This is a genomic window from Candidatus Villigracilis vicinus (assembly GCF_016702885.1).
Lineage (GTDB): Bacteria > Chloroflexota > Anaerolineae > Anaerolineales > Villigracilaceae > Villigracilis > Villigracilis vicinus.
The window spans coordinates 288,470-312,556 of sequence record NZ_JADJDD010000025.1 but is presented as its reverse complement, the minus strand read 5'-3'; the positions used below and the strand labels follow the sequence as shown (position 1 = coordinate 312,556).

The window sequence follows — 24,087 nt, the reverse complement described above, 5'->3', positions numbered from 1 at the left end:
CTACCTTTCCATGCTGTGGATCAGTGGTTTTATCTGCTCGTGGGCATTTGTCCATCGAGGAGAAACGTTAAGAGCCAGCCGGTCTATGATGATCTTTCCCGTTTCTGGCTGGGTATTGCTTATTTCCCATAATTTCTCACGACGCAGGCGAATGGCTTCCAGTGCCGTTTCGCTAACGATACTGGAAGAATACTTGTTGCTTCCGACTACAGCCGACCACCCAAATACATCTCCGTCTTTCAAGCGTGTGATCACAATTCGGGGGCCGTCATAAGGTTTGTAACTCAAAACGACCTTGCCTTTTAGGATCAAGTAAAGATGCTGGGCAGAGTCGCCCTGCTCAAAGATCACTGTGCCGGGTGAGCAGGTATATTTCTCAAAAGCTGCCATGAGCATGGAGTTTTGCTCGATGCTAAGGTCTTGAAATAAAGGAATAAGGGGAAGTGTATCAAGCATTTCAAAATATATTAATCAGCCTGGAAAGAGCCCGCCAGTATCATCCATCCCAAACAGGATGACATTCGTCCTGTTTTCCATGTCGATGTTTTGTCGTGGTGTATACTTTCTGTACATGGATGTTTTATTAGCCATGTATACTCAGGTTATACATGAAAAAGGAAAACGACCTCTCATCATTGGAAAAGCTCTTGTTGGGCTTGGAAGTGCCAGATCTTCCCAAAGTGGAAACACCGCTTCGGCAAGATTCAAAATGCCCGCAGTGTGGTCAAGGCAAATTGCTGTACAACGGCATGCTTCAACTTGAATGTCCCGCCTGTGGTTTTGTCAACGGCGAGGCAGGGGGATGTACCTGATGAAAGAGGCTAAATCCCGTGTGGATTAAATACAATGGATACGAATGACGCTCATCAACAAACTCCCCTTGGACGTGTGCTTGCTTTGATAATGATCGGATGCGGATTTCTCGCAATGGGGATCGCATTCATGCTCTTGAACGAACAAGACGTCTCTGCCTCTGCTCAGGACTTTTCAACGGTCCCCGTTCAAGTGGATTTCCCTGCGCCGGAATTGAGCCTTACTACTTTGGAAGGCGAGCCCGTTTCACTTTCGGATTATCTAGGCAGTGTGGTTTTGGTGAATCTGTGGGCAACCTGGTGCCCGCCCTGCCGGGAAGAAATGCCTACTTTGCAAGCCTTTTACGAAGATTACAAGTCGGAAGGGTTTGTTTTGATCGCTATTGACCAGGGGGAGACATCCCAGTTGGTTAATCCGTTCGTACAAGAATTCGGTTTGGAATTTCCGGTATGGCTGGACCCAGCGAGTACGGCTGGATATGTCTTTAAGACCATGAACCTGCCAAGTTCTTATGTAATTGATCGGACAGGTCAAGTGCGCTTGATGTGGATAGGTGGCATCGCAAAAAAGAATCTTGAAAAATACGTCCCAGAAGTAATTATGGAGTAATCAACGATGGATATAACTTTGAATTGGAAAGAACGTATGACCTTTGAAGGAACCGGTCCGTCTGGTTTTACTCAGCGATTGGATTCAGATGCTTCTGCAGGCGGGGATAATAGCGGAGCGCGTCCCATGGAAATGATCGCCATTGGCTTGGCAGGCTGCACGGCAATGGATGTGATCTCAATCCTGACGAAGAAAAAACAATCCATTACTGATTTCAAAGTGAATTTTCATGGTGACCGTGCCCAAGACCACCCAAAGGTTTTTACTGCTTCGATCATCGAATACCAGATTCATGGTACCGATATTGACGAGGCGGCGGTCTTGCGTGCCATTGAACTTTCAGCAGAGAAATACTGCCCGGCGCAGGCGATGCTAGAAAAAGCGTTTCCCATTCGCCTGACTTATAAAATATTCGATACGACCTCAAATGTGCTTTTGAAAGAAGGCGAATACACCCCAAAAAGAGCAACCGCCTAGCGGTCGCTCTTTTTTATGGATACGAACCACTAATGGAAGTGTAGGCATCGCCACATTCACAGGCAATGACAGTGAGTCCGCCTTTGGTAAGTGTACCTTGATAAGCATCTGTTCCACTGTGAGGAATCCATCCGCTTAGGATAAATGGCAATGGTCCATCTGCAAGGATCCATTCCCCGTTATATTTTCTAGCAATGTGAATATGTGTCCCTGTTGACCGTCCGCCTTCACAGGAGGGGTAGCCGATCTTGTCACCTGCCTTCAGGTTTGAGCCGAGCGGCACTCTTTCATCGGTGGCAAGGTGTAAGTAGAATACAACCCAGCCTGTGCGTTCATCGCCATCCTTATCCAGGTCAAGGGCAACACCATCTAATGCAGACCGCACAACTAACCCGTCTGCAACTGCGGTGGCGAAGTTCTCAGGTTTGGCTGGGATGCAGCCGGATTGTTCGGAGGGAGGCGCAAAGTCTAATGCCGAGAAGGGAGCGCCGGTTCCCCAGCCGGTGTGAGGTCCGCCCGTGAAGTTCCAGGTTTGGTATGCTGGAAATGGCAGGAGCATTTCGGGTTGTTGCAAACTGCCAGGGATCAATTCAAAAGCATCTTCCCATGGGTTGCCAAATAAAGATTCGTAAGTCTTGTACAACCCATCTGAGCTGATGGCAAGTTGATATTTTTCACCTGTGAGCATTCGCGAGAAATAATATTGTAAAGCTACAGACCCTGCGTTTTGCCAGGGATCAGGGCGGATAAGGATGTCTGCATCATCTTCGAATTCGGTCAATGTGCCGGCGCGCCAGGCATAGTAGCCGTTGTTGAGAGTATTAGCAGCAAGAACGATCTGCAGGTAATGCGAATCCCAAAATGGACGATATAACCCAAGGATATTTTTCTGTGCTGTTGGCTCAGCTTGCGTTAATGCACCGCCTTGATATTCCAGAAGTGCAAGCAATAAACGGGGATTGATACTGTAGTTGACCGCGGCATAATCCACCAATTCAGCACCGGATTTCCATTCGCCTCCGACATATGCCCTATAACTTTTCAGCCAACCAGGCTGGGTGGCTACGAAGGCAGCTGTATTAAATCCGCTGCCGGTTGGGCTGTTCACGAAAGCGTGATCAGGAAGGATCTGGAATGCACTGCCCCATAATGCGCGATAGTAGATCGGTATTTTTATCGGCATGCCAGGAGGCATGGTGGTTGCTTCACGGGGAATGAAGGTATTCGCAGCGAGAATTTCATCGACCGATGTGTTAAAACGCAGTGCCAGTGCAGGCAGAGTGTCGCCGGTCTGTGCTGTGTAATCCACCAGTTCGCCTGGTGCATAGGATGGGCGTGTCGGCAGTGGCGTGGAAGCAGAGATCGATTCGCCTGCCTCATTAACAGATGACGGATCGACAGAAGTATTTTCTGTTGCGGTGTTTGAAAATCTGGAGCAGGAGCTAACGAACAGGGTAGTCACGAGGACGACTGTCGTGAACAGATTTGTAGATCTAATTGTCTTGGACATCTTTTTCGCGAATGATATTTGACCATGCCTGACTGAGCAAGTCGGCGGTGATGACCCGATCTTCTTTTACCAGTCTACCTTTGTAGGGTTCGCCATCGGCTATTACGCGCCAACCATCCATTACAAAGGGAATGGGTCCGTCTGCTGTGACCCATTCTCCGTTGAATTTGCGCGCAAAATGCAGATGGGTACCGGTGGATACGCCGCCTTCACACGAGGCATGTCCGATGCGGTCATTTGTTTCAAGGTAGGTTCCGGCGGGTACACGGTCCTTTGTGGCAAGGTGTAGATAGAGAACATTCCAGCCAGTTTGTTCGTATCCGTCGCCATCGAGGTCAACCATTACCACACCGTTACCCGAACGGACGACCAACCCAGGTGCGGCGGCAACCACCCAGGTGTCTGTTGGAACGCACCCGGATTTGGCTGCAGCTGGTGCAAAGTCGATCGCGGAGAAAATGCTGTGAGATTGGCCGTAAATATTTGGGTTGATCTGTCCCCATCCGTTATGAGGACCGCCAGTAAAACTCCACTTAACACCCGGTTCAAACGGTAAGGTCAGCGGAGGCTGGATCAGCCCGGGCGGAAAGATGTTGCCAACCAAGTCTGCTCTTGCCCACGGGTCGCCGAACATCTCATTGTATAGGGCTGGGAAGCCGGAACTTGGATTGATGATCTGCGACCATTGAGACTGGCTGTGAAGTTTTGAGAATAAATATTGAATGGCAACCGTGCCTGCATTCAGGCGCGGATCCAACCGAAGCTTGGTGCCTTCTGGAAATTCAAGGTGCGTGAGCGTACCCGCCCGCCAGCCGTAATAAGCAATGGACATGGTGTTAATCGCCCAGGTCATTTGTACACTCATGCCTTTGTAGTGATAGTCATTGAAGCCCATCGGGAAGTCAGTGTGCAACAGGTCGATGGGTTGACCGCGCACCCAGCGGGCTTCATATTCAAGCAGTGCGAGCAACAGACGCGGATTGACCGAGTTTTCGATGGCAAGGCGGTCAATGGCGTCGTAGCCTTCGATCCAGCCGGTAGAGCCGAGGTAATCGCGAAATGAACTGAGATAACCACCTTGTTCTTTTACAAAGGCTTCAGTGTCAAAATCCAACCCAGTGGAAGAAAAAACGAACTCGGCATCGGGCAGGAGTTGAATATTGGGAGTGGTCGCTTCGTTGATGCGATTGGGGATCACTAACAGGGTGCCGGGGTCGATCAGGGTCGTTCGAGTGAGATCGGCATCGGAGATGATCTCTGATTCACTGACATTGAAGCGTGCCGCAACGGCGGATAGCATGTCGCCGCTTTGGGCATAGTAAAGAAATGGTGCCGCATCATTAAGGGTTGATGCAGGGGTGGCAGGTTTGGTTTGAGGTGCGCTTTCCTCGGTGGCTTGTGGAGCGGGCGTGGCGGCGTTCTCAGTTTCGATGAATGGCGGTGTGGTCGATGTGGGGAAAATGATCGGGTTGTCTTGATAGGTGAAAGGGTCGTTCTGAGGCGCTGCTTGGGCGGAGGATGCGGTTGGGGTGGAAGCTACGCCCCAAATGGAAGGCGAAGTCCCACAGGCGGAAATGGTCATCGTTACTGCAATGAGAACGGCAAATGTGCGTTGCATGGTGGAATTCATTATAACCAGATACGTTAATGGGAAGTGAGTTAACGTGAAATCAGGTTGGCATCTTGCGCGCCGTTGATGGCTTCGATGGTGGTCGAACCACGCGTGAGATACCCGTCGTATTCAATTCCGTTGCCACCGCCGCTGGATATCCAGCCGTCCAAGTTGAACGGGATGGGTCCATCGGCAGGAATCCATTCACCGTTGTATTTGCGGGTTACGTGAAGATGGGTTGCATTGGAGAAGCCACCTTCGCAGGAAGGGTGTCCCACGCGTTCATTGCGGAAGAGGTAATTTCCTGCTGCAATGCGCCCAGCACCGGCAACGTGCATGTACACAGCGACCCAGCCAGTTTGTTCGTATCCGTCATTATCGAGGTCTTGAAAGACGGAGCCGGTACCGGTGCGGGTGATCAACCCATCTGCCATGGCGAGAACCCATTTAGTGCTCGCACCACATCCGCCGGGATTATCTGGCGGAGCGAAATCGAGTGCGCCCCAGGCAGAGCCGAAATCCCAGGCGCCGTGGGGTCCGCCTGTAAAATACCAGCGTTCGCCCGCAGCGAAAGGAAGTGACATTGCAGGTTGAGCGAGCCCGGCAGGGGTGAGTGGCTCGATTGCATAGCTAAATGGGTTACCAAAGAAAACAAAATAAGTGACGACGACACCGGTTTGGCTGGTTGCGTACAGCCACTGGTCGTAGCCGTAAAGTTGTGCAAATAGGTATTGGATCGCAACAGTTCCGGCATTAATGGTGGGGTCAATGGGGATGACCTGTCCGTCTGCCAGTGTAAGGGTGGAAATGGCGTTCGCTTTCCAGAGATAGTATCCACGGTTGAGCATATTTGCCGCCCATACGGTCTGACGGTAAAGACCAACCCGGTTTGCATCCACATACCCCATTGGGTAATCTGTAAATGCAGCGTTGGGATTGGTCACCCAGCCACTTTGATATTCAAGTACTGCAAGCAACAGACGGGGGTTGACTGAATAGTTAGTAGCAACGCCTTCAATAATACTTGAGCCATTGAGCAGGATCCCTTTAACATCTTCGTTGTAGTGGGCGAGGTAGCCATGCTGGCTGGCTATGAACTTTCTTACATCGAAGTGAATGGCTGCGGGTCCATTGACCAGTTCTGAATTCGGGATGATCTTCAGTGTAGAACTGCTGACTTGAGCCACCTCGGGTGCAGGGATGACCAAATCCATTTCCACAACAATGGTATTGGGGTCAGTGATGTTGTTCGCATCCATTAGAGCTTGCAGGCTGATGTTGTAACGTTCCGCTATGCTGGCAAGCGTGTCGCCGGTTTGGACGGTATAGTCATCTGTTGCCTGCCTTGGGGTGGGCAGAATGCGTGCCAGATCAGGCGTAGGTGAACTGGATATGATCTGATTCTGTGCGCCAATAAGAGGAGAAATGTTTAACGGTACACGGGTGGGAGTAGGTGGGCGCGTGCTAATCGGCTCAACCGGCTGCTCTCCATTTTGTGCGCTAACCGCCGTTTCACTGGGAAACGCAGTGGGCGGAGGCGTGACGGTAAACCCATTGGCTGAGACGAAAGGATCGTAGGTGGGAAATACAACAGCAGGTTCTGCGGCGGGAGCACATGATACAAGCAGGACGGCAAGAAAGAATGCCGAGGTGATCTTTGAAAATGACATGGGGGTGATTTTACCAAAGGAAAGGGATGAATATATTACAGCCCCAATACGATACTAAACTTTCTTTACAAAAATAGCCAGATCGTCTCCATCTGAGTAAAAATCCTTGATGACCGCCTCGGCGGAATATCCCATTCCGAGGTAGAACTTACGCGTCGGTTCATATAACGGTGTCCCCGATGTTTCTGCGATCAACATACGACCACCTAGGGCACGAACGGCTTCTTCGCTGGCGGTCAATAACCGTTTACCTACACCATCACGGCGGGCATCCGGGTGGACGGCAATCCAATACAGGTCAAAGACACCATCAGTCAGGTCACGCGGACCATAACAGGCAAACCCGAGGACCTGATCTCCATTGCGTTCAACAATGAAGTTGTATCCGCATTCCTCAGCGCCAAGATTTACATAATCATCCCATATTTCACGCACACAATCCACTTCTTCCTGATTGAACACCCCCGCTTTTGCAGTGATTTCCTGTACCTGAGCCCCATCTGCTTTTAATGCTTTTGCGATCATGCCCCACTCCTTGTTAATGGTTTTTGAGTGTTTAAGACCAACGAATTCATGAATTGTGGGATGCCTTTTCTTTGAAAATTTTTCGTTTGCAAAATGAATTTTCTCTTTTTTTTAGTTTTTGGCAAGCCCCAAACTCGGGATATCAACAATAAAAAGAGGCGCAGTTCACTGCGCCTCTTATGGAATCAACCTTGTATTGATTAAGAATGGAAGCCTGATCCTAAAATGTAATTTTCCAGCCCGCGGATCTCACTATCCTTGATCTCAATCGCTGCCAGCATTACATCACGCATGGATACAAGCCCGACGAACTGATCGCCTTCGACCACTGGCAAGTGACGGATCTTATACTGTTTCATCAGACCCATGCACTGTTCAACGGTCGTATCCATGGTCACATTGATCATCTTTGGCGTCATTACATCCTTGACCTTAGTGTCCTTGGCGACCCGACCTAAAACCTCGCCCTTATATAAATAGTCGCGCTCCGTATAAATACCGACGATCTTCCCTTTTTCGGTAACCAACACCGCACCAATATGAGCATCCGCCATCACTTTGAGGGCATCCAATACAGTTTGAGAAGAATCGACGGAATAGTTCGTCGCAAATTCCTTGACTTCCAGAAGTTTTCGGACAGTGGTCATGATTTTCGTCTCCTTATGCTATCGTTTGTATCATAGGCATTTCAAAACGTCACACGGAAAACTTCCTCTTCTCGCGTGACGTTTGTCATCTGATTTTCTTTCTCTCCGTTCGCAAACCCTGCTTCCGGGTCTTCCTCAACTTTTTGACGGATTCAGCGATTCTCGAGCAGTCATCCACGCCCAAGCGATATCCACCGCGTCAGACACAAGAGCAGCCGTCGGCGCGGAAAGGAGCCGCGAAAACAGAAATTGATATCCGCGCACAGAGAGCAGAGCAGCATCCGGTTTGCGGTGATAGATCGTCTCACAAATCGAAATCAACGACTGGGCGGTGAGGTGATGTGTGAACGGCGATTTCTGGAAATCGCTTTCCACGTCAATGATACGCACTTCTTCGGGGATGTTGCCCGTATGCGCATCCACAAAGCAGACATATTCATACTGCGCGATGTCTTCCGCCATCTCGGGAGTCAATTGTAGATGGAAAGCGAAATCTACCTGTGGATTTTCAGGGAAATCATCTTCATATGAATCGGGTGCGGGCAGTCCCATTTTGAGTGCCAGCGCCCGCAGGATGTGCCAGGCGACACCGTCATCTTCCCGGTCAGGATTTCCATATCCAAGTAATAAAATTTTCTTCATTCAACCTCTAAAACCTTGCTAAACCTCCGAGGTCTTTAAGACCTCGGAGGTTTGGGATTATTCACCATACCCCGTTCCAAGGATGTAATGCTCAAGTTTATTGATTGTCCCTTTATCTTCAGCCAGTAAAGCTTCTGCCAACCTGCGAATGGAAACGATCCCTACAACTTTTTCTTTTTCCATAATAGGCAGGTGTCGAACATGGTGCTGGTACATCAAGTCTGCACATTCGGTAAGCAGTGTATCCGGCTTGACCATGACGAGATTTGAGCTCATCAACTCCCGGACGGGGGTTTCATTGGCGTGCTTGCCTTTGAGCTCACCTCGCCGGGCATAATCCCGCTCGGTGAAGATGCCAACGATCTTATCGTTTTCTGTGACCAGCACTGCACCTACATTGCCTTCATCCATCACTTTCAGGGCATCCAGGATAGTGGCAGTAATGGGCACTGTAAAAACTTCTGTGCGGGCTTTACTTTCGATGATCTTTCGGACGGTCGTCATAGCACAAACTCCTTTTGTTTTCAAACAAGGATGGACGACAACACTCTAAAACTTAATCACGCTTCAGTGTCTTAATTATTGTACCGTCTGGGGCGATAAAGTCAACTTGGATGGGCATTTGTCCGACGGCATGGGTGGAGCAGGACAGGCACGGGTCATACGCGCGGATGGCGGCTTCGACGCGGTTGAGCATGCCCTCGCTGACATCTGGTCCCTTGACATAAGTTTTGGCGACGCTGTCCACGGCGTTGGTCATTGCCCAGTTATTGTGACCGGTCGAAACGATCAGGTTCACCTTGAGCAATTTGCCGTTCTCGTCTGCGGTGTAATCGTGGATGAGCGTTCCGCGCGGGGCTTCGATCACGCCCACGCCGTGACCGGTGTAATTCTTGCGCGTATTGAGAATATCGGTGCTGGTGATGTCCTTATCCTCGCACAGCACACGCACGCGTTCTGTGGCGAACAAGGCTTCGATCAGACGGGCATAGTGATAATAAAGTGTGTTCTCAACCATCTTGCCGTTGTTGAGGCTTTTGAATATCTTGAGCTCTTCATTTGCCAGTGGCGTATCGATCTTCTCGGCAAGGTTCAAGCGTCCCAGCGGACCGACGCGATAGACGCCGCCCGGATAGCCCAGTTTTTTGTAATACGGGAATTTGAGATACGACCACGGCTCGACGTGTTCCGCTATGTGATCCAGATAATTGGCAACCGGGAATTTTTCCAACGGCTTGCCCTCTTGGCTGATGAGGCGGATGTCGCCATCGTATAACTCAAGTCCGTTTTCAGGTGTGGTCAGACCAAAGTAACCAGTGGGGAAGACGGCAAACTTGTTGATGTCTTCCATATTCTTTGCCGCCCAATCTTTCATGATCTGCAGACCGACCTTCAAGGTTTCAACGGCAGTATCCACACCTTTCAGGATGTTGTCGCGTTCTTCAATAGTCAATGCCTTGTTCACGCCGCCAGGGACAGCAAACACCGGGTGGATTTTCCGTCCACCAAGAGTCTTGATGATCTCCTGACCGAACTTGCGCAGCTGCACGGCTTTGACCGTCAACTCTGGGTTCGCGCCGATCAAGCCGACGACGTTGCGTATTTCGGGTGCGGCATCGAAGCCGAGCAACAGGTCGGGTCCAGCCAATTCAAAGAAATGCATACCGTGGCTTTGCACGATCTGACCCATGTGCATCAGTTCGCGTAACAGGCTTGCCGGTCGCGGCGGGGTCTGACCCGTCAACGCGTCGCTGGCTTTGGCAGCTGCGAGGTGATGGCTCACCGGGCAGATGCCGCAAATGCGCGGCGTGATCTGCGGCATTTCAAAATACAAACGCCCTTCGCAGAATTTTTCAAACCCACGAAACTCGTTGACGTGCATGTAGGCATGGTCAACGGTGTTATCGTCTTTCATGTGTATCGTCACCTTGGCATGACCTTCAATGCGAGTGACGGGCTCAATCGTAATTTTTTGTGTTGTCATAAATCGCTCCTCAATTACCAATTACTAATCTCTATTTACTAATGCCAGTGCAATAAATCATCTTTCAATTCCGGCTTGCGTCCTTGTGCCAGTTCTGAAAGCACATAAAAGATCACATCCGGGTCGGGCGGGCAGCCAGGAACGTTGTAATCTACCGGCACAACTTCATGCAGAGCGCGTGTTTGAGTCATGGTTGCCAGTTCGGGGTCGTTGGGAATCTGGCTACCTTCTTCATTGCTTTCAGCTTCCACATAGGCACGGCGCAACGCCGCTTCGACCCCGCAGAAGTTTCGCAAGGCAGGCACGCCGCCAAATACAGCACAGTCACCGAGCGCCACCAGGATCTTTGAGCGTTCGCGCATCTTGTGCGCTACTTCTTCATTGGCAGTATTGTTGATACCGCCTTCCAGTATGCCCACGTCTACGCCACTGGCATCGGGTTCTTTCAAGTCTGTGATGGGGGTTGCGCGCAAATCTGCCAGCTCGACGATCTTCAAAATGCGTTCGTCCATATCGAGCAATGACATGTGGCAGCCTGCACAGCCGCACATCCAATCAGAAGCGATCTTCGGTTTAGTCATAAGGTCCTCAATTCAGCGAAACGCTAGATTTGCGTTCACGGATGGATTTCTTCCAATCCGCATCCAATGTCAATTTCATTCGTTTGGCAAGCTCGGTCAATACATCCAAATTGTCGCGCACGTTTTCTGGCGCATTGATCGCCTTTTCGGCTTTGCGCACGCGTCCATCGAGATTGATGTAATGACCTTCCTGCTCCGCCCAAATGCTTACTGGTAGCACCACATCCGCTTGCTCAGTCAGTTTTGATTCATAACTCGCCTGCACCACTAAATATGCAGACTTGGATGTTTTTTCAACAAACCTGTTCGCCACATAATCATCACCGATCGCAATGTAGGTGACCTTCTCGCCATTGGGATTGAATGGCTGCTCAAGCCCCATCAATGCAGCGGATTGGCTATTGGCTTCACCTTTCAGCGAAAGGATGTTGCTGCGTTCGCCATCCACGGCTCCCACCTGGACTGCGAGTTGGTACAGCGCTTCGATCAGTTTTTCATCGCGTTGAGCGGTGACGCCCTTACCAAAGACGATCATCGGTGAGATGGCGTGTGCCAACATCCGCGCGGCTTTGCTCAAGTCCGCTTCGGAGATGCCGGTTTCAGTCACGGCTTTCTTGATGCGGGCATCGGCGTCTGTGATATTCAGGGACTTGCGTTCCAGTTCTTCTTTTGCAATGATCGCTTGCAGCGCAAGGATCAGCACATGGTCAGAACCAGCTTTCGGCTTAAGCGCGACGCGGGCAACTTCATCCAGCGAGGTTTCATCGGGGTCAATGTTGATCAAGTTCACGCCAGCGTTCAAATTGCGCTTGAATAAAAATCCCGCCACCATGTGGCTGCGGTTGACGTTCGCGCCGACGCACAGAACCGTATCCGCAGTTTTCAGGGCATCAAGTTTGCCCTCAAAGCCTTCGTGCGTTTCAGCGAATTTTGTCACTGCCGCAGTTGGCACACCTTCTTCGATGCTGGTCACGAGTTTGCTGTGAAGTTTGCTCTCGAACAGGTCTTTGAACGCCGCCAAAGTTTCAGCCGATAAACGAGTGGATGCTAAAGCGGCAATGCTTTCTTTTGCCATTTTCTCTTGCACGGCGCTCAATGCTTCGTCCCAGGAAACAGGTTCGAGTTTGCCGTTCTTCTTCATCAGCGGAGAGGTGAGGCGCACGCGGTTTTCATTGGCGGTAGTGTATCGTCCGTACTCGCACATTACACCGTGATTGACGGGTCCATCCCAATCGCCTTCGATGCGTACGATGCGATTGTCGCGCACCATGATCTTGATCGAGCATCCAACCGAACAGCCCACACACACCGATTTGATTTCCTGTAAATTTTTGTCGTGCGATTGATAGACGCTGGTGCGGTCGATCAATGCGCCGGTCGGGCAGACCTGTACGCAGGAACCGCATTTGATACAAGTGCTTTCGCCAAGCGGAATATCAGTATCTGCAACGATCATGCTCTTCGCGCCGCGTTCTGCGACCGAGAGCGTGAAGTTGCCTGCCATCTCAGCACATGCCCGCACGCAGCGGCGGCAGAGGATGCAGCGGTTGTTATCCAACACAAAATACGGATGTGAGGTATCGACTGGGAAATCACTCCAACCCGGTTGAATGGGCCAGTGCGTCATCTCTTCGTGATAGGCGGCGTTTTGCAGTTCGCAATCTCCGCCGCTGACCTGGCAGAACGGGCAGAAGTGGTTGCGTTCGCTGAACAGCATGGAGAGCACGAACTGACGCGATTTCTTGAGCGCATCGGTTTCGGTTTCCACCACCATGCCATTGCTGACCGGCAGGGTACAAGATGCCATCGGCACACGCACGCCTTGCACTTCCACAATGCACAAGCGGCAACCACCGTATGGAGTCAGTTCCTTGTGGTCACATAGACGTGGGATGTTAATACCCGCCATCTCTGCTGCCCGTAGAACCGTCGTTCCTTCGGGGACGTCAATCTGTTGTTTGTTGATCGTTATCTGAACCATGTAATCCTCGTAATTTGGATTCCGAAAGCTCTGCTTTCGGCTTTTCCTGAAGCAGAGCTTCAGGATTCCATAATCGCCATCATTTCACACACGCCAGTGGGACAGCTTCCCAACTGAATGTGCGCTTCCACCTCAGTGCGGAAATGCTTGAGCATGTCACGGATCGGGACGGTGGCGGTCTGACCAAGCCCACAGTTCGAAGCGCGTTCCATTTCCGAGATCAGGTTTTGAAGCGTATCCAAATCTTCCAACTTGCCCTGTCCCTTTGAGATGCGATCCATAATCTCGTAGGAGCGTTGGGTACCTACACGGCAAGGCGTGCATTTGCCGCAGGATTCAAAGCGGAAGAATTGCAACAGCACTTTGACCAAATCCACGATGCAGGTATGTTGGTCGCAAATGAGCAATGCACCTGAACCGAGCGAAACACCTGCCTTGCGGAAGGACTCGAAATCCATCGGAACATCTCGCAGGGAAGATGGGATGATCGATCCGCTGCTGCCGCCGGTTTGGGCAAGTTTCAACACGCTGCCGGGTTTCATCCCTTTGGCGTAGATGTTGATGACCTCGCGCAAGGTAATGCCCATCGGTACTTCGATTACGCCGCTAAAGTTGACGTTGCCCATGATGGTGTAGACCTTCGTACCCGGGCTGGACGGTGTGCCGAATGAGCGATACCACTCTGCGCCGTTGCGCAAAATGGCAGGGATGTTTGCCAGCGTCTCCACGTTGTTGACCGTGGTGGGCTTATTCCATAAACCGCGCGTCACCGGGTAGGGTGGGCGAGGGCGCGGCTCTCCGCGCTTGCCTTCGATGGATTCGATCAGCGCAGTCTCTTCGCCGCAGACATATGCGCCTGCGCCTGCATGTAAATGAATGTGAAAGTTAAAGTTCGTGTTGAAAATGTTCTTGCCGAGGAAACCAAATTCCTCAGCTTGTTCGATCGCATGTTGCAAACGGCGATAGGCATGACCATATTCGCCGCGAATGTAGATGTAGCCTTCGTCCGCGCCGACGGCGTACCCAGCAATTGCCATCGCTTCAAGAATGACGTGCGGGTCGCCTTCGAGCACGATGCGGTCTTTGAAGGTGCCCGGCTCGCTTTCATCGGCATTGCAGATGACGTATTTCTTTTCGCCTTTTGCAGCGCGCACGAATTTCCATTTGCGCCCTGTCAAAAAGCCCGCGCCGCCGCGTCCTTGCAAGCCGGATTTTTCAACGACATCGATGACCTGCTCCGGCGGCATTTCGCTCAGCACTTTGCCAAGTGCTTCATACCCGTTGTGAGCGATCGCATCTTCAATGTTCTCGGGGTCGATGCGCCCGGCACGCTCAAGGACGATGCGTTGCTCCGATGGGTTGTATCCTTTATGAGCGCGGAGAGAACCGATCTGTCCCGTCAACTGTTTGGGTGGGGCAAGCAAATCCTCAGCAACGCGTCCCTTGTAAAGATGTTCTTCCACCAAGTAGCGCGCATCGCCCGGTTTGACAGGTCCATACACGGTGGCTTCGGGGTACACCACAACAATGGGAAGGATATTCGTCCGCTCGATGTCGCTGATCTCGGCGATATCCACTTCGTCTTGCAATTGATAGGCTTCCAACGCCTCTTTCAGATTTTCGAGTAGTTCGCTCGCTCCGAGCCTCATACTCTCTGGATCTGTGGAGACCAACATCATGGCACGTTTGGTTTTCATGGCTGGCTCCTATTCGTAACGTTCCAAAATATCGGGGATCTGCTCAATCGTGACGTTGCCGTACATGTCGTCATCGATCAACAATACAGGACCGACACTGCACAACCCGATGCACGATGTAGTAACGAGCGTCCACTTTTTGTCGGGTGTGGTTGCGCCGTTTTCGAGGTCGAGCGTTTCGCGCAGAGCATCCCAAATGGCTTTGCCGCCAACGACATGGCACGGCGCATTCTCACAGAACTTGATGACGTGTCGTCCGCGAGGCTGGGTGGAGAGCATGTCGTAAAAACTCGCCAACCCGAACAACTGTCCCTGTGAGACGAAACTGCCATCATGGTTGATCTGCACTTTCACTTCCCGAATGGCTTCAGCAGGGATGTATCCCAGTGCATGATTGATCTCACTGAGGATGGGGATAAACGCATCACGCGTACATCCATGCTTTTCAATGGCTTCCTGAACGACTTCCTTGATTTCACGTTCAACCGCTGGAGCGTACATTCAACCTCTTTTCTATTTCCGTCATTGCGAGGGCGTTAGCCCGAAGCAATCTCATGATTATGTCCGAGATTGCTTCGCCGCAAAGTACAAGTGCGCGGCTCGCAAGGACGGAAAAGTGACTATGACAAAACCGAAACTGCGTTGAAATTACAAACTTGCATACAAATGCCGCAACGGATGCATTTGTTGATATCTATAGTATGCGCCTGTCTGCGTTCGCCGCTGATGGCTTCCACCGGGCAATTTCTTGCACAGACCATACAACCGGTACAAGTCGGCGCCTGGATTTCAAAGTGGATCAAATTACGACAAACTTTTGCCGGACATTTCTTGTCATAAACATGCGCTTCATACTCATGGCGGAAGTGCTTGAGCGTGCTGAGTACTGGATTCGGCGCGCCTTGACCAAGTCCGCATAGGCTGTTCTTGGCAACTTCGTGGCACAGGTCTTCAAGTTTTTCGAGATCGCCATGCTCGCCCTTGCCGTCGCAAATTTTTTGCAGCAGTTCCAAAATGCGGCGTGTGCCCACGCGGCACGGCGTACACTTCCCGCAAGACTCCGCTTGCGTAAAGTCCATGAAGAAGCGGGCAATGTCCACCATGCAGGAGGTTTCATCCATCACCACCAAACCGCCTGAACCCATCATCGAACCGGCTTGGGTAAGTGCTTCATAATCGAGCGGCAGGTCAAGGTGTTCTGCGGTGAGACATCCGCCCATCGGTCCGCCAGTTTGCACGGCTTTGTAGGTGCGTCCGTCTTTGATGCCGCCTGCCACATCGAAAATAATTTCGCGCAGGGTGATGCCCATCGGCACTTCGATCAGACCCGGCTTGGCAACATTTCCGCCGACGGCGAAAGTCTTCGTGCCTTTTGAGCGTTCCGTGCCCATGCTGGCGTACCAGTCCGCGCCTTTGACGATGATCTGCGGAATGTTGGCGTAAGTCTCCACATTATTATTATTTGTCGGTTTACCCCACACGCCTTTCACAGAGGGGAATGGGGGACGCGGAAGCGGCTCTCCACGCTTGCCCATGATCGATGCCATCAGAGCGGTTTCTTCGCCGCACACGAAAGCCCCCGCGCCGACGCGTACTTCAAGGTCAAAGTTAAAGTCCGTGCCGAGGATGTTATTTCCTAAAAAGCCAAATTCGCGCGCCTGAGCAATTGCCACGTTGAGCGTTTCCACCGCAAGCGGATATTCTGCGCGGCAGTAGATGTAGCCATAGCTCGCGCCGACAGCATACGCGCCAATGATCATGCCTTCGATGACCGAATGCGGGTCACCTTCGAGCACGCGGCGATTCATGAACGCACCGGGGTCGCCTTCATCCGCATTGCAGACCATGTATTTGATGTCACCGGGAACCTGACGGGTGAGTCCCCATTTGCGCCCGGCAGGGAAGCCCGCGCCGCCACGTCCGCGCAGACCGGATTTGGTCACTTCATCAATGACCTGTTCCGGCGTCATCTCACCGATGACCTTGCCAAGTGCTTGATAACCATCCACAGCGAGATAATCTTCGATGTTCATCGGGTCGATCTCGCCGCAGTTGCGAAGCACCACACGTACTTCTTTCGGGCGTAACGGACCTAACTCTTCATCAACGATCGCTTTATGAACTTCACGGAACTTCTCAACAATACGACCCTTGAGAAAATGTTCCTCCACCAAGAACGGCACATCGTCCGCGGTCATGCCGACATAATGCACACCGTCTGGGTAGACCATCATTTCAGGACCATCGGAACAACTTCCGATACGTGAGGTCTCAAGAACTTGAATTTCGTCTAATAAACCTTGTGCAACAAGTTCGTCTTGCAAAGCATCTACCACTTCATGAGCGCCCTTGGCAAGGCACTCTGGGTCAACACATACTAAAACATGAGATCGATAAAAAGGCATAAAAACTATTCTCCGAAAATGTCACTCAGCATGACATGATTATTTAGGTAAAACGTGATCTTTCAATGGCATACCGCCTTGCACATGCTGTTTCATGATCTGCGCCGCAACATCGGCGTTGACTTTGCCATACGTCACCTTCGCCTGCTCACCAAAGATGACCTGCACGATCGGTTCCTGCTCACACATACCCATGCACCCGGTCTGGGTCACGGTCACGCCGCTGAGATGTTGCGCTTCGATGTAATTCAACACGCTCTTCATCGTGTCACGCGCACCGGCGGCAATTCCACAAGTGCCCATGGCGACGATCACTTGCACGCTGCCTGGCGCGGCTTTCATTTGTTTCTTTGCAAGCGCTTCTTCACGAACACGCTTCAGTTCTTCCAACGATTTAATGGCTGGCATGGTTACTCCTTTTTAAAACTCCGTTTGCAGGGTGAGGTTGGCAATGCCTTCCTCGATCATCCCGCGTAAAAATTTCAACACATCCGGCTCGGTAAATGGTGTGTCACCGAGCACGGCTTTGATTTCTTCATCATCCAGCTCAAACGTTTTGGTTGAGCCGTCGTTTGCTGTTGTTTGATATTTGAACACCCAATGAATATGCGGATAAGAAACCAGCAGGGTCAGGAATGTAGTACCGACGTCGCCCAGCGGCATCCGGTCAATGTGACTGTGACGAAAATACGCCTCGATACGCGTGCCTTTGCCGGGTTCTGTTTCCAGGCTTAATCCACCCTCAGACTGTTCTGCCGCCAACTTTAAGAGCGGAATGCCCAAGCCGACTTTGCGCGTGGTGCGCGTGGTGTAGAACGGATCAAGCACACGTTTGGCAGTTTCTGCATCCATGCCTCTGCCGTCATCGGTCACGCTGACTTTTAGTAAGTCATTATGCAGATCTTCGATCACATCAATGTGAATATTTCGGCTTCCCGCCGCAACGCTGTTTTCAGCAATATCCAAAAGATGCAAAGCGATTTCGCGCATGGTTATCCTTGAACCTTCTTCAACACCTGCGGGAACTTGTTCGGGCGCAATTTGCCTTGCACTTCTTCATTGACTACCACTACAGGTGCCTGACTGCATGCGCCCACACAGCGACATTCTTCGAGTGTGATCTGTCCATCGGGCGTTGTATCGCCGAGGTCAATGTTCAACATTTGCTTGGCTTTTTCCACCAATTGGGGCGTGCCTGCTACATAGCAAGCTGTGCCCAAACAGAACTTGATGGTGTGCTTGCCGCGCGGCTTGGTCTTGAAGAACGAATAGAAGGTCACCACACCGTGGACTTGCCCCAGTGGGACTTTCAAGTTTTGTGCGATATACACCTGCATACAAGGGGAGACGTGCCCGATCTTGGATTGCACTTCATTTAGCACAAGCATGACCGCGCCAGGGCGGTCTTTATTCTCGGCAATAGCCTTGTCGATCAGCGGCTTCAGGTCTTCAGATTTAAGTGGGTCGTTTTCTGGGATTTCTTTTATTGAGCGTGTCATAGTTTCTCTATTAAGATATTGTGATAATTTTCACAATTTAAGTTTACATGCTGAACCCAAATCAGTCAATGAAGGATGTCATATGATGGGTATGTAAATTATCTATCCATTAAATCGATTACATTTTTGATTTTCTGCCATTTTCACCATTTAATGCCTTGTAAATCTCAGGTAAGGTGGGTGCTTCCACATCGAAATAGGTAGTGCCTAGAAATTCATCCAGCCGATGAACGTCACCGGATTGAATGATCGGAAGTCTTTTTGAAGATGGAAAGGCTTGAAATAATCCTTCGGGGGTGATGTGGCGGGAAATTTCCAGTGCCGGGAAGTTCCACCAATCGGCTAGAAAACCAAGCGTTGGGAATAAGCCAAAGGTTTTTCGGTCTACATGTGCAGGAATGACCATGCCATGCAATTGAGTAACTTTTTCGAGAACTTCTTCAATGGAGAATTGTGTGGCGGTCAGTAGCAAACGCGGCTCGCTACGGATGAATTCGCCGCTCTCATCCACAACAAATTGTTCGCCGAAATGTTCGGGCTGATTTAAGGCTTCGGGCAGGGAAAGGTCCACTTCGTGCTGCCAGTTTTCGAGGTCAGCAAGTGAGGCGAAAAGACAAAGCATATGTATGTCTTCGTGCGTTTGAACTTCCATGCCAGGCAGGACGGTCAACCCGCTTCCCTCGGCTGCTTTTTGAACGGCACTTACATTCGCACTGGCGTTGTGGTCGGTGATGGCGATGATGTCAATTTGGCGGTTGCGTGCTGCCTGTACGATCAGCGGTGGGATCATTTCCACCTCTGCGCAGGGCGAGAGGACGGTATGAACGTGTAGGTCAGCACGAAAGGTTTTCATCTCTACCGGATGTTCATTTCCCAAAGTATTCCGCAGATCTCGTAGCTAAGCTTGTGAGTGGAAAGCAGGATCACACCCTGTTCGTTTGCTTTGTTGATCGTGGTTTCATCGGGTTGGGCATTTTCGGTTATGATGACGGCAGCGACATCCAGCATAGAAGCGACTGCCACAATGTTCAAATGGGCTTGCAGGGTTATCCAAAGATTGTTGCTTTTTGCGCCTGCCATGACGCATGAAAGCAGGTCAGAGGCATATCCGCCTTGTGGAGTGATGCCGGTGAAGTCGCGCGGCTCTGTGAGAATGTTGAGTTGAAGCTGGTCAATGATCGTTTGCAGGTTCATATGGATGCCTTTTTGCCGTTTAATGTTTCGTTGGGAATAAAAATGCGCATGACGAGTTTGGTGCCCTTGCCAGGTGTGGATTCGATCTCCATTTTGTCCACGCATTTATTGATGTTTACCAGCCCCATGCCTGCCCCAAAACCCAAGGCGCGTACCTCGTCGGTGGCGGTGGAATAGCCGGGTTGCAGCACTTTTTGAACATCATCGATACCAGGACCATCATCGTTGGTGGAAAGTGTGATCTTGTGCGGCTCCACTTCCAGTTTGAGGATGCCGCCATGGGTGGTGTGAATAATGAGATTCATCTCCGCTTCGTAGGCGGCAATTCCGCAGCGCCGCGCAACTTGAAAGTCGGCTCCGAGGCGTAAGAGGGCGCGTTTGATATTGCTGGAGGAGTTTCCGCCGTGTGTGAAATCTCCGGCTTTTATGTCGTAGCGCAAAACAAGAGTTGTACGGTCTGAGACGATATCTTCAAACAGGTGGCTGGCTCGATACCTGCGGACTTCTTCCTCTTTGTAATCCCGTTGAACGGCGAGCAAAATGCCGCGCGTGATATCTCCTTTGGTGATGATACCCATCAGTTTGTGGTTTTCATCAACAACAAGCAAACGCCCCAGCCTTTTTTCGCTGAACGTTTTGATGGCTTCAACAACGCTGTCAGTCGCTTTGACCGTAACGAGGCTGGCGCTCATGTAATTTTTTACAGGAAGTGGCAGTTCGTTTTTTTGTAAAGCCCGCACAATATCTTCCAGACTGATAACACCAACCAGGTTTCCTGCTTCTATGACAGGTAAACCGGAGATGCGGTTGACCCGCAAAAGTTCCAGAGCGCTGGCAAGGGGAACTTCGGGCGAAGTGGTGATGACATTGTGTACCATTACTTCGCGCACTTTCAGATCGTATGAAAGTTCCTCGATACGATTGATCTCGTGCGCGTCACGGTCGGTCAGTGGACGGTGCCGCCCGAATTTTTCCTGCTCAGTTTGAGGTCTAGTTGGAGTCATTGGTTTCGTAACTGGTTAGTCCGGCATCGTGTAATTTTCCGCTCAGTTCAAACATGCCAAATGGGCTGGAGATAAGTGGAATATTCTCCTGCACGGCGATCTCGATCGTTTCAGATTGGGGTTTTTTTCCGCGAATAAAGATAATGGCGCGAAAGTCTGCGACTTGGGCGGTACGAACTACCTGCGGATTGGTTAACCCGGTGATGAGCACGGCATGCGGACGGGTATATGCCAGTACATCGCTCATTAAGTCGGCACAGCAGCCGCCATGAATATTCACATCTGTGCTTAGTTCTTTTGTTACGATTTCACCCTGTGCGATACGAATGATCTGTTCCAAGTTCATGTGCATAATAAAGTTTTCCTTTTCCATTAAATTATTCGTTATTACGTCTGTTTTGGTAAGTTTCATTCTTCATGCTTGGTGGGTGATAATATGCCTGTTATGTGACAAATTTCACAAATAAATTTAACAAAAAAAGAAGGTCACTCGACCTTCTTTTCCAATCCTATTCGCTCACCGTTCGAGTAAACATTGAAGCGGTGCTTCCTTGCATACCCGATCAGAGTGATGCCATATCTTTGCGCCATCTCAATTGAAAGTGACGATGGGGAGGTGCGTGAGATCAAGATCGGTGCATTCAACTGCGCCGCTTTTTGAAGCATCTCTGAACTGATTCGCCCGGTGGTGATCAACAGTCTATTCTTGGGCCATGTATTTTGCATCAGGCACATTCCTGCAAGTTTATCGAGCGTGTTGTGTCTTCCAATGTCATCTGCCGCGAAGACAATTTTCTCACCATCACTCAATGCGGATGTATGAACCCCGCCTGTATCCCGATAAAGCTCTTGCGACTCGAATAGCTTGTCCACCATCTCCATCACCGCTTCGGGCTGGATCTTGAAATTGTCCTCGGCGAAATTAACATTTGGCTTCGCCAGCAGGTCAACAGCCGTCATACCGCCAGTGCAGCCGGATGTTCTGCGCCAATTTGTCGGCTGCTCCACTGAATGGTTTAGCCAGATATCCATATTATCGCCATGTTCGCAGAGGCGCGCATCTGCGACCTCTTCCATGCTTTGGATAACTCCTTCGTTGTATAAAAATCCCAGCGCCAACTCATCCAGATGGATGGGTGTACACATGAATGAGATCCAAACTTGTCCGTTGACGGTTAGCGATACTGGCGTTTCAACGATGGTCTCGGCAGTGAAGTGTTCCCATTTTTTAAATTCATAACGTTCATACTCAATCGCTTTTCGGGGTGGGATCATACGTACTCCATAAACCAATAAGGTGTTCGATCTCTGCTTTCATGCGTGCGGCGGTTTTGTCTGAGTTGCGATGGACTTTGCAGAAAATATCGGGGTCGGCGAGAAAAGCACCCAGGCAGGCATCTGTACACAAGCGGATATTCTTGCCGCGATGCATGGCAGAGGGGAAGTATTGCGGGTCTGTCTCGCGGAAGATGCGCCCGCACAAGGTGGCAAATGCTTTTGGCTTTCTCGTTTCATCGCTCATGGTTTTACTTCCGCAATGAAGACTTCAAATGGGGCGATGGTCAATTTATTTGGAGTGTGATCCACACGTGAACGGACTCCGCTGGAGAAAAGGGTGTGCAGCTTCCTGCCAGAGATCTCGCTCGTGTCGCTAAAATCCAAATTCAATCGTTTTTCAGAATAGTTCAAAACGATCAGCACCCGCTGATTCTCAGAGCTTCTGAGGAATGCAAAATACTCCTGCGACGTCTCATGAAGAGGCAGGTATTTTCCTTCGATCAATGCTGCTGTTTCTCTGCGGACCTTGAGGAGGTGTTTGTAATAATTCAAAAGCGAGTCTGGGTTTAGTTCCTGCTCGCGAACATTGATCCCATCCTTATAATTCGGGTTGATGGGCAGCCAGGTGGTCACTCCGTCTGGTGAGAAACCGGCATTGGGTTTGTTTGACCAGTGCATGGGTGTGCGGTTCTTGTCTCGGGTCATTTCCGCGGTGCGGAACATGGCTTCTTCGGGATCCACACCCATTTCAGTGACGATAGTATGGTAATACCATGAGCCCATCGTGTCTTTAACCTGTGAAATATGCGGGAGAAGATAATCGGTCATACCAATCTCTTCGCCGTTGTAAAGGAAGGGAGTCCCGAGTAATGTGAGCGAGAGAGCCGCATTGAGGCGTGCAAGCTCAGCGTCGTGGTGTTTATCTCCGTAATTTGTATAAATGCGCGAACGGTCATGATTGCTGAGCGTGTTGCAAGCCCAGCCACCCATGGGAAGTTGACTGAGGCGGGAAAGGCGCTCTACCTGATTGCGGCGGATGTGCTCCGGGGTGATGCGATTTGTGTCTGCAAGCGGGAAGTTAAAGACCAGGTGCAATTCATCGTTGCCGTTGCCCATGTAGTCAATATTTTCGTCTTCACCAACGAGCATCCGGTCGCCTTCATATTCGTCTATGATGGAACGCAGTTCCTTCATCAATTCGTGCAAGCCTGCCTGCCCAAATTGATTTTTGAACATGGACTTCCAGTGTTTTTCTGCAAGTTGTTTGTCTTCGGCGGTCTCAGCGAGCTCAGTGAAGCGACGCAACTCGGCGAGAGTCATGGGAACTTCATGCGGGGTTAGGTTCGGGTCTTCAAAAATGGTGCCAATGGCATCCAGGCGGTAACCATCGACCCCGAGGTCAAGCCAAAAGCGGACAGCATCCCACATGGCTTGTTTTACTTCAGGGTTATGCCAGTTTAGATCCGGCTGTTGCTTCATGAAGTAATGGTAGTAATACTGACCTCGTTCTGGGACGTAGGTCCAGGCATCGCCATCGAAGCAGGATTGCCAGTTGTTTGGCGGAGTATCGACCCAGACGTACCAATCTGCTTTGGGGTTGTCTCGGCTGGATTTCGACTCAAGAAACCACGGATGCTCGTCGGATGTGTGATTTAAAACAAGGTCAAGAATGACGTGGATGTTACGTTTATGCGATTCGTTTAGGAAGGTTTTAAAGTCTTCAAGGGTGCCATATTCTGGTGCAACGTTGGTGTAGTCGGAGATGTCGTATCCGCAATCCCAGTTTGGGGAGGGGAAGTGCGGTGAAAGCCAGATCGCATCAATTCCCAGGTTGACGAGGTAATCTAATTTTTCGGTGATTCCCTTGAAATCACCGATGCCGTCATCGTTTCCGTCTGCGAAAGAGCGTGGGTAGATCTGATAAAAAACCGCGGTTTGCCACCATTTAAGTTTTGCCAT

Annotated in this window: 27 protein-coding genes; 3 read left to right on the top strand and 24 right to left on the bottom strand. The window is 50.7% G+C overall.

Annotation, left to right across the window (positions count from 1 at the left end):
- The gene (locus tag IPG80_RS17425) at positions 1 to 456 is read right to left on the bottom strand and encodes a cyclic nucleotide-binding domain-containing protein (RefSeq protein WP_345109518.1); all 456 of its coding nucleotides are present in this window, start codon (positions 454 to 456) and stop codon (positions 1 to 3) included.
- 152 nt (positions 457 to 608) lie between these two features.
- On the opposite strand from IPG80_RS17425, the gene IPG80_RS17420 reads away from it, so the two are divergent.
- Genes IPG80_RS17420 through IPG80_RS17410 form a run of 3 tightly spaced genes read left to right on the top strand, consistent with a single transcriptional unit; the run spans position 609 to position 1,899 of the window.
- Positions 609 to 812, top strand: coding sequence for a hypothetical protein (locus tag IPG80_RS17420; RefSeq protein ID WP_345109515.1), 204 nt, complete (start codon positions 609 to 611; stop codon positions 810 to 812).
- A gap of 34 nt (positions 813 to 846) precedes the next feature.
- A complete protein-coding gene (locus IPG80_RS17415) occupies positions 847 to 1,422 on the top strand; it encodes a TlpA disulfide reductase family protein (RefSeq protein ID WP_345109512.1) in 576 nt (191 codons plus the stop codon).
- 6 nt (positions 1,423 to 1,428) lie between these two features.
- Complete coding sequence (locus tag IPG80_RS17410) at positions 1,429 to 1,899, top strand: OsmC family protein (protein ID WP_345109509.1); 471 nt, start codon at positions 1,429 to 1,431, stop codon at positions 1,897 to 1,899.
- 13 nt (positions 1,900 to 1,912) lie between these two features.
- Here IPG80_RS17410 and IPG80_RS17405 read toward each other — a convergent pair whose 3' ends face one another.
- From IPG80_RS17405 to IPG80_RS17295, 23 genes are all read right to left on the bottom strand, one after another.
- Complete coding sequence (locus IPG80_RS17405) at positions 1,913 to 3,409, bottom strand: LysM peptidoglycan-binding domain-containing protein (RefSeq protein WP_345109506.1); 1,497 nt, start codon at positions 3,407 to 3,409, stop codon at positions 1,913 to 1,915.
- Positions 3,393 to 5,027 carry a M23 family metallopeptidase gene (locus IPG80_RS17400; protein ID WP_345109503.1) on the bottom strand — a complete coding sequence of 545 codons (1,635 nt, stop codon included), beginning with the start codon at positions 5,025 to 5,027 and terminating at the stop codon, positions 3,393 to 3,395. The genes IPG80_RS17405 and IPG80_RS17400 overlap by 17 nt, the downstream gene beginning before the upstream one ends.
- A gap of 41 nt (positions 5,028 to 5,068) precedes the next feature.
- Positions 5,069 to 6,691 (bottom strand): LysM peptidoglycan-binding domain-containing protein, encoded by a 1,623-nt coding sequence (locus IPG80_RS17395; RefSeq protein WP_345109500.1) that lies wholly within the window; start codon positions 6,689 to 6,691, stop codon positions 5,069 to 5,071.
- 54 nt (positions 6,692 to 6,745) lie between these two features.
- Positions 6,746 to 7,216 (bottom strand): GNAT family N-acetyltransferase, encoded by a 471-nt coding sequence (locus IPG80_RS17390; RefSeq protein ID WP_345109497.1) that lies wholly within the window; start codon positions 7,214 to 7,216, stop codon positions 6,746 to 6,748.
- A 200-nt stretch (positions 7,217 to 7,416) separates the two neighbouring features.
- On the bottom strand, positions 7,417 to 7,863 hold the full coding sequence (locus IPG80_RS17385) for a CBS domain-containing protein (protein WP_345109494.1): 447 nt from the start codon (positions 7,861 to 7,863) through the stop codon (positions 7,417 to 7,419).
- 135 nt (positions 7,864 to 7,998) lie between these two features.
- Positions 7,999 to 8,505, bottom strand: coding sequence for a hydrogenase maturation protease (locus IPG80_RS17380; RefSeq protein WP_345109492.1), 507 nt, complete (start codon positions 8,503 to 8,505; stop codon positions 7,999 to 8,001).
- 57 nt (positions 8,506 to 8,562) lie between these two features.
- Entirely contained in the window at positions 8,563 to 9,009 is a 447-nt protein-coding gene (locus tag IPG80_RS17375) for a CBS domain-containing protein (RefSeq protein WP_345109489.1), read from the bottom strand.
- Between the two features lie 52 nt (positions 9,010 to 9,061).
- Positions 9,062 to 10,489, bottom strand: a complete 1,428-nt coding sequence (locus tag IPG80_RS17370; RefSeq protein ID WP_345109486.1) for a Ni/Fe hydrogenase subunit alpha — start codon at positions 10,487 to 10,489, stop codon at positions 9,062 to 9,064.
- Positions 10,490 to 10,527: 38 nt separating this feature from the next.
- Entirely contained in the window at positions 10,528 to 11,070 is a 543-nt protein-coding gene (locus IPG80_RS17365; protein ID WP_345109484.1) for an NADP oxidoreductase, read from the bottom strand.
- Positions 11,071 to 11,077: 7 nt separating this feature from the next.
- Positions 11,078 to 13,051, bottom strand: a complete 1,974-nt coding sequence (locus IPG80_RS17360) for a molybdopterin-dependent oxidoreductase (protein WP_345109481.1) — start codon at positions 13,049 to 13,051, stop codon at positions 11,078 to 11,080.
- Positions 13,052 to 13,110: 59 nt separating this feature from the next.
- The gene (gene nuoF / locus IPG80_RS17355) at positions 13,111 to 14,748 is read right to left on the bottom strand and encodes an NADH-quinone oxidoreductase subunit NuoF (protein WP_345109479.1); all 1,638 of its coding nucleotides are present in this window, start codon (positions 14,746 to 14,748) and stop codon (positions 13,111 to 13,113) included.
- A 9-nt stretch (positions 14,749 to 14,757) separates the two neighbouring features.
- Positions 14,758 to 15,249, bottom strand: coding sequence for an NAD(P)H-dependent oxidoreductase subunit E (locus IPG80_RS17350; protein ID WP_345109476.1), 492 nt, complete (start codon positions 15,247 to 15,249; stop codon positions 14,758 to 14,760).
- 119 nt (positions 15,250 to 15,368) lie between these two features.
- Positions 15,369 to 17,153: an NADH-quinone oxidoreductase subunit NuoF gene (locus tag IPG80_RS17345; protein ID WP_345109473.1), complete on the bottom strand. Its 1,785-nt coding sequence runs from the start codon at positions 17,151 to 17,153 to the stop codon at positions 15,369 to 15,371.
- Positions 17,154 to 17,192: 39 nt separating this feature from the next.
- Positions 17,193 to 17,561, bottom strand: coding sequence for a (2Fe-2S) ferredoxin domain-containing protein (locus tag IPG80_RS17340; RefSeq protein WP_345109470.1), 369 nt, complete (start codon positions 17,559 to 17,561; stop codon positions 17,193 to 17,195).
- Between the two features lie 12 nt (positions 17,562 to 17,573).
- On the bottom strand, positions 17,574 to 18,143 hold the full coding sequence (locus IPG80_RS17335) for an ATP-binding protein (protein WP_345109467.1): 570 nt from the start codon (positions 18,141 to 18,143) through the stop codon (positions 17,574 to 17,576).
- A gap of 2 nt (positions 18,144 to 18,145) precedes the next feature.
- Positions 18,146 to 18,652 carry an NAD(P)H-dependent oxidoreductase subunit E gene (locus tag IPG80_RS17330; RefSeq protein WP_345109465.1) on the bottom strand — a complete coding sequence of 169 codons (507 nt, stop codon included), beginning with the start codon at positions 18,650 to 18,652 and terminating at the stop codon, positions 18,146 to 18,148.
- 118 nt (positions 18,653 to 18,770) lie between these two features.
- Complete coding sequence (locus IPG80_RS17325) at positions 18,771 to 19,505, bottom strand: PHP domain-containing protein (protein WP_345109463.1); 735 nt, start codon at positions 19,503 to 19,505, stop codon at positions 18,771 to 18,773.
- Between the two features lie 2 nt (positions 19,506 to 19,507).
- A complete protein-coding gene (locus IPG80_RS17320; RefSeq protein ID WP_345109461.1) occupies positions 19,508 to 19,846 on the bottom strand; it encodes an AraC family transcriptional regulator in 339 nt (112 codons plus the stop codon).
- Positions 19,843 to 20,850, bottom strand: a complete 1,008-nt coding sequence (locus IPG80_RS17315; protein ID WP_345109458.1) for a CBS domain-containing protein — start codon at positions 20,848 to 20,850, stop codon at positions 19,843 to 19,845. The genes IPG80_RS17320 and IPG80_RS17315 overlap by 4 nt, the downstream gene beginning before the upstream one ends.
- The gene (locus IPG80_RS17310) at positions 20,837 to 21,202 is read right to left on the bottom strand and encodes a DRTGG domain-containing protein (protein WP_345109455.1); all 366 of its coding nucleotides are present in this window, start codon (positions 21,200 to 21,202) and stop codon (positions 20,837 to 20,839) included. Before IPG80_RS17310 ends, IPG80_RS17315 begins: the two co-directional genes overlap by 14 nt.
- Positions 21,203 to 21,336: 134 nt before the next feature.
- Entirely contained in the window at positions 21,337 to 22,125 is a 789-nt protein-coding gene (fdhD, locus tag IPG80_RS17305) for a formate dehydrogenase accessory sulfurtransferase FdhD (protein WP_345109447.1), read from the bottom strand.
- The gene (locus IPG80_RS17300) at positions 22,100 to 22,372 is read right to left on the bottom strand and encodes a hypothetical protein (RefSeq protein ID WP_345109444.1); all 273 of its coding nucleotides are present in this window, start codon (positions 22,370 to 22,372) and stop codon (positions 22,100 to 22,102) included. Before IPG80_RS17300 ends, fdhD begins: the two co-directional genes overlap by 26 nt.
- Positions 22,369 to 24,087 carry an alpha-glucosidase gene (locus IPG80_RS17295; RefSeq protein ID WP_345109441.1) on the bottom strand — a complete coding sequence of 573 codons (1,719 nt, stop codon included), beginning with the start codon at positions 24,085 to 24,087 and terminating at the stop codon, positions 22,369 to 22,371. The genes IPG80_RS17300 and IPG80_RS17295 overlap by 4 nt, the downstream gene beginning before the upstream one ends.

Coding starts and splice junctions, on each gene's coding strand:
- IPG80_RS17300 (WP_345109444.1), bottom strand. CDS start 22,372: ATGAGCGATGAAACGAGAAAGCCAAAAGCATTTGCCACCTTGTGCGGG.
- IPG80_RS17400 (WP_345109503.1), bottom strand. CDS start 5,027: ATGCAACGCACATTTGCCGTTCTCATTGCAGTAACGATGACCATTTCC.
- IPG80_RS17415 (WP_345109512.1), top strand. CDS start 847: ATGGATACGAATGACGCTCATCAACAAACTCCCCTTGGACGTGTGCTT.
- IPG80_RS17325 (WP_345109463.1), bottom strand. CDS start 19,505: ATGAAAACCTTTCGTGCTGACCTACACGTTCATACCGTCCTCTCGCCC.
- IPG80_RS17350 (WP_345109476.1), bottom strand. CDS start 15,249: ATGTACGCTCCAGCGGTTGAACGTGAAATCAAGGAAGTCGTTCAGGAA.
- IPG80_RS17370 (WP_345109486.1), bottom strand. CDS start 10,489: ATGACAACACAAAAAATTACGATTGAGCCCGTCACTCGCATTGAAGGT.
- IPG80_RS17340 (WP_345109470.1), bottom strand. CDS start 17,561: ATGCCAGCCATTAAATCGTTGGAAGAACTGAAGCGTGTTCGTGAAGAA.
- IPG80_RS17345 (WP_345109473.1), bottom strand. CDS start 17,153: ATGCCTTTTTATCGATCTCATGTTTTAGTATGTGTTGACCCAGAGTGC.
- IPG80_RS17360 (WP_345109481.1), bottom strand. CDS start 13,051: ATGGTTCAGATAACGATCAACAAACAACAGATTGACGTCCCCGAAGGA.
- IPG80_RS17295 (WP_345109441.1), bottom strand. CDS start 24,087: ATGGCAAAACTTAAATGGTGGCAAACCGCGGTTTTTTATCAGATCTAC.
- IPG80_RS17310 (WP_345109455.1), bottom strand. CDS start 21,202: ATGCACATGAACTTGGAACAGATCATTCGTATCGCACAGGGTGAAATC.
- IPG80_RS17365 (WP_345109484.1), bottom strand. CDS start 11,070: ATGACTAAACCGAAGATCGCTTCTGATTGGATGTGCGGCTGTGCAGGC.
- IPG80_RS17395 (WP_345109500.1), bottom strand. CDS start 6,691: ATGTCATTTTCAAAGATCACCTCGGCATTCTTTCTTGCCGTCCTGCTT.
- nuoF (WP_345109479.1), bottom strand. CDS start 14,748: ATGAAAACCAAACGTGCCATGATGTTGGTCTCCACAGATCCAGAGAGT.
- IPG80_RS17375 (WP_345109489.1), bottom strand. CDS start 9,009: ATGACGACCGTCCGAAAGATCATCGAAAGTAAAGCCCGCACAGAAGTT.
- IPG80_RS17405 (WP_345109506.1), bottom strand. CDS start 3,409: ATGTCCAAGACAATTAGATCTACAAATCTGTTCACGACAGTCGTCCTC.
- IPG80_RS17335 (WP_345109467.1), bottom strand. CDS start 18,143: ATGCGCGAAATCGCTTTGCATCTTTTGGATATTGCTGAAAACAGCGTT.
- fdhD (WP_345109447.1), bottom strand. CDS start 22,125: ATGATCCCACCCCGAAAAGCGATTGAGTATGAACGTTATGAATTTAAA.
- IPG80_RS17380 (WP_345109492.1), bottom strand. CDS start 8,505: ATGAAGAAAATTTTATTACTTGGATATGGAAATCCTGACCGGGAAGAT.
- IPG80_RS17390 (WP_345109497.1), bottom strand. CDS start 7,216: ATGATCGCAAAAGCATTAAAAGCAGATGGGGCTCAGGTACAGGAAATC.
- IPG80_RS17320 (WP_345109461.1), bottom strand. CDS start 19,846: ATGAACCTGCAAACGATCATTGACCAGCTTCAACTCAACATTCTCACA.
- IPG80_RS17385 (WP_345109494.1), bottom strand. CDS start 7,863: ATGACCACTGTCCGAAAACTTCTGGAAGTCAAGGAATTTGCGACGAAC.
- IPG80_RS17410 (WP_345109509.1), top strand. CDS start 1,429: ATGGATATAACTTTGAATTGGAAAGAACGTATGACCTTTGAAGGAACC.
- IPG80_RS17420 (WP_345109515.1), top strand. CDS start 609: ATGAAAAAGGAAAACGACCTCTCATCATTGGAAAAGCTCTTGTTGGGC.
- IPG80_RS17425 (WP_345109518.1), bottom strand. CDS start 456: ATGCTTGATACACTTCCCCTTATTCCTTTATTTCAAGACCTTAGCATC.
- IPG80_RS17330 (WP_345109465.1), bottom strand. CDS start 18,652: ATGACACGCTCAATAAAAGAAATCCCAGAAAACGACCCACTTAAATCT.
- IPG80_RS17315 (WP_345109458.1), bottom strand. CDS start 20,850: ATGACTCCAACTAGACCTCAAACTGAGCAGGAAAAATTCGGGCGGCAC.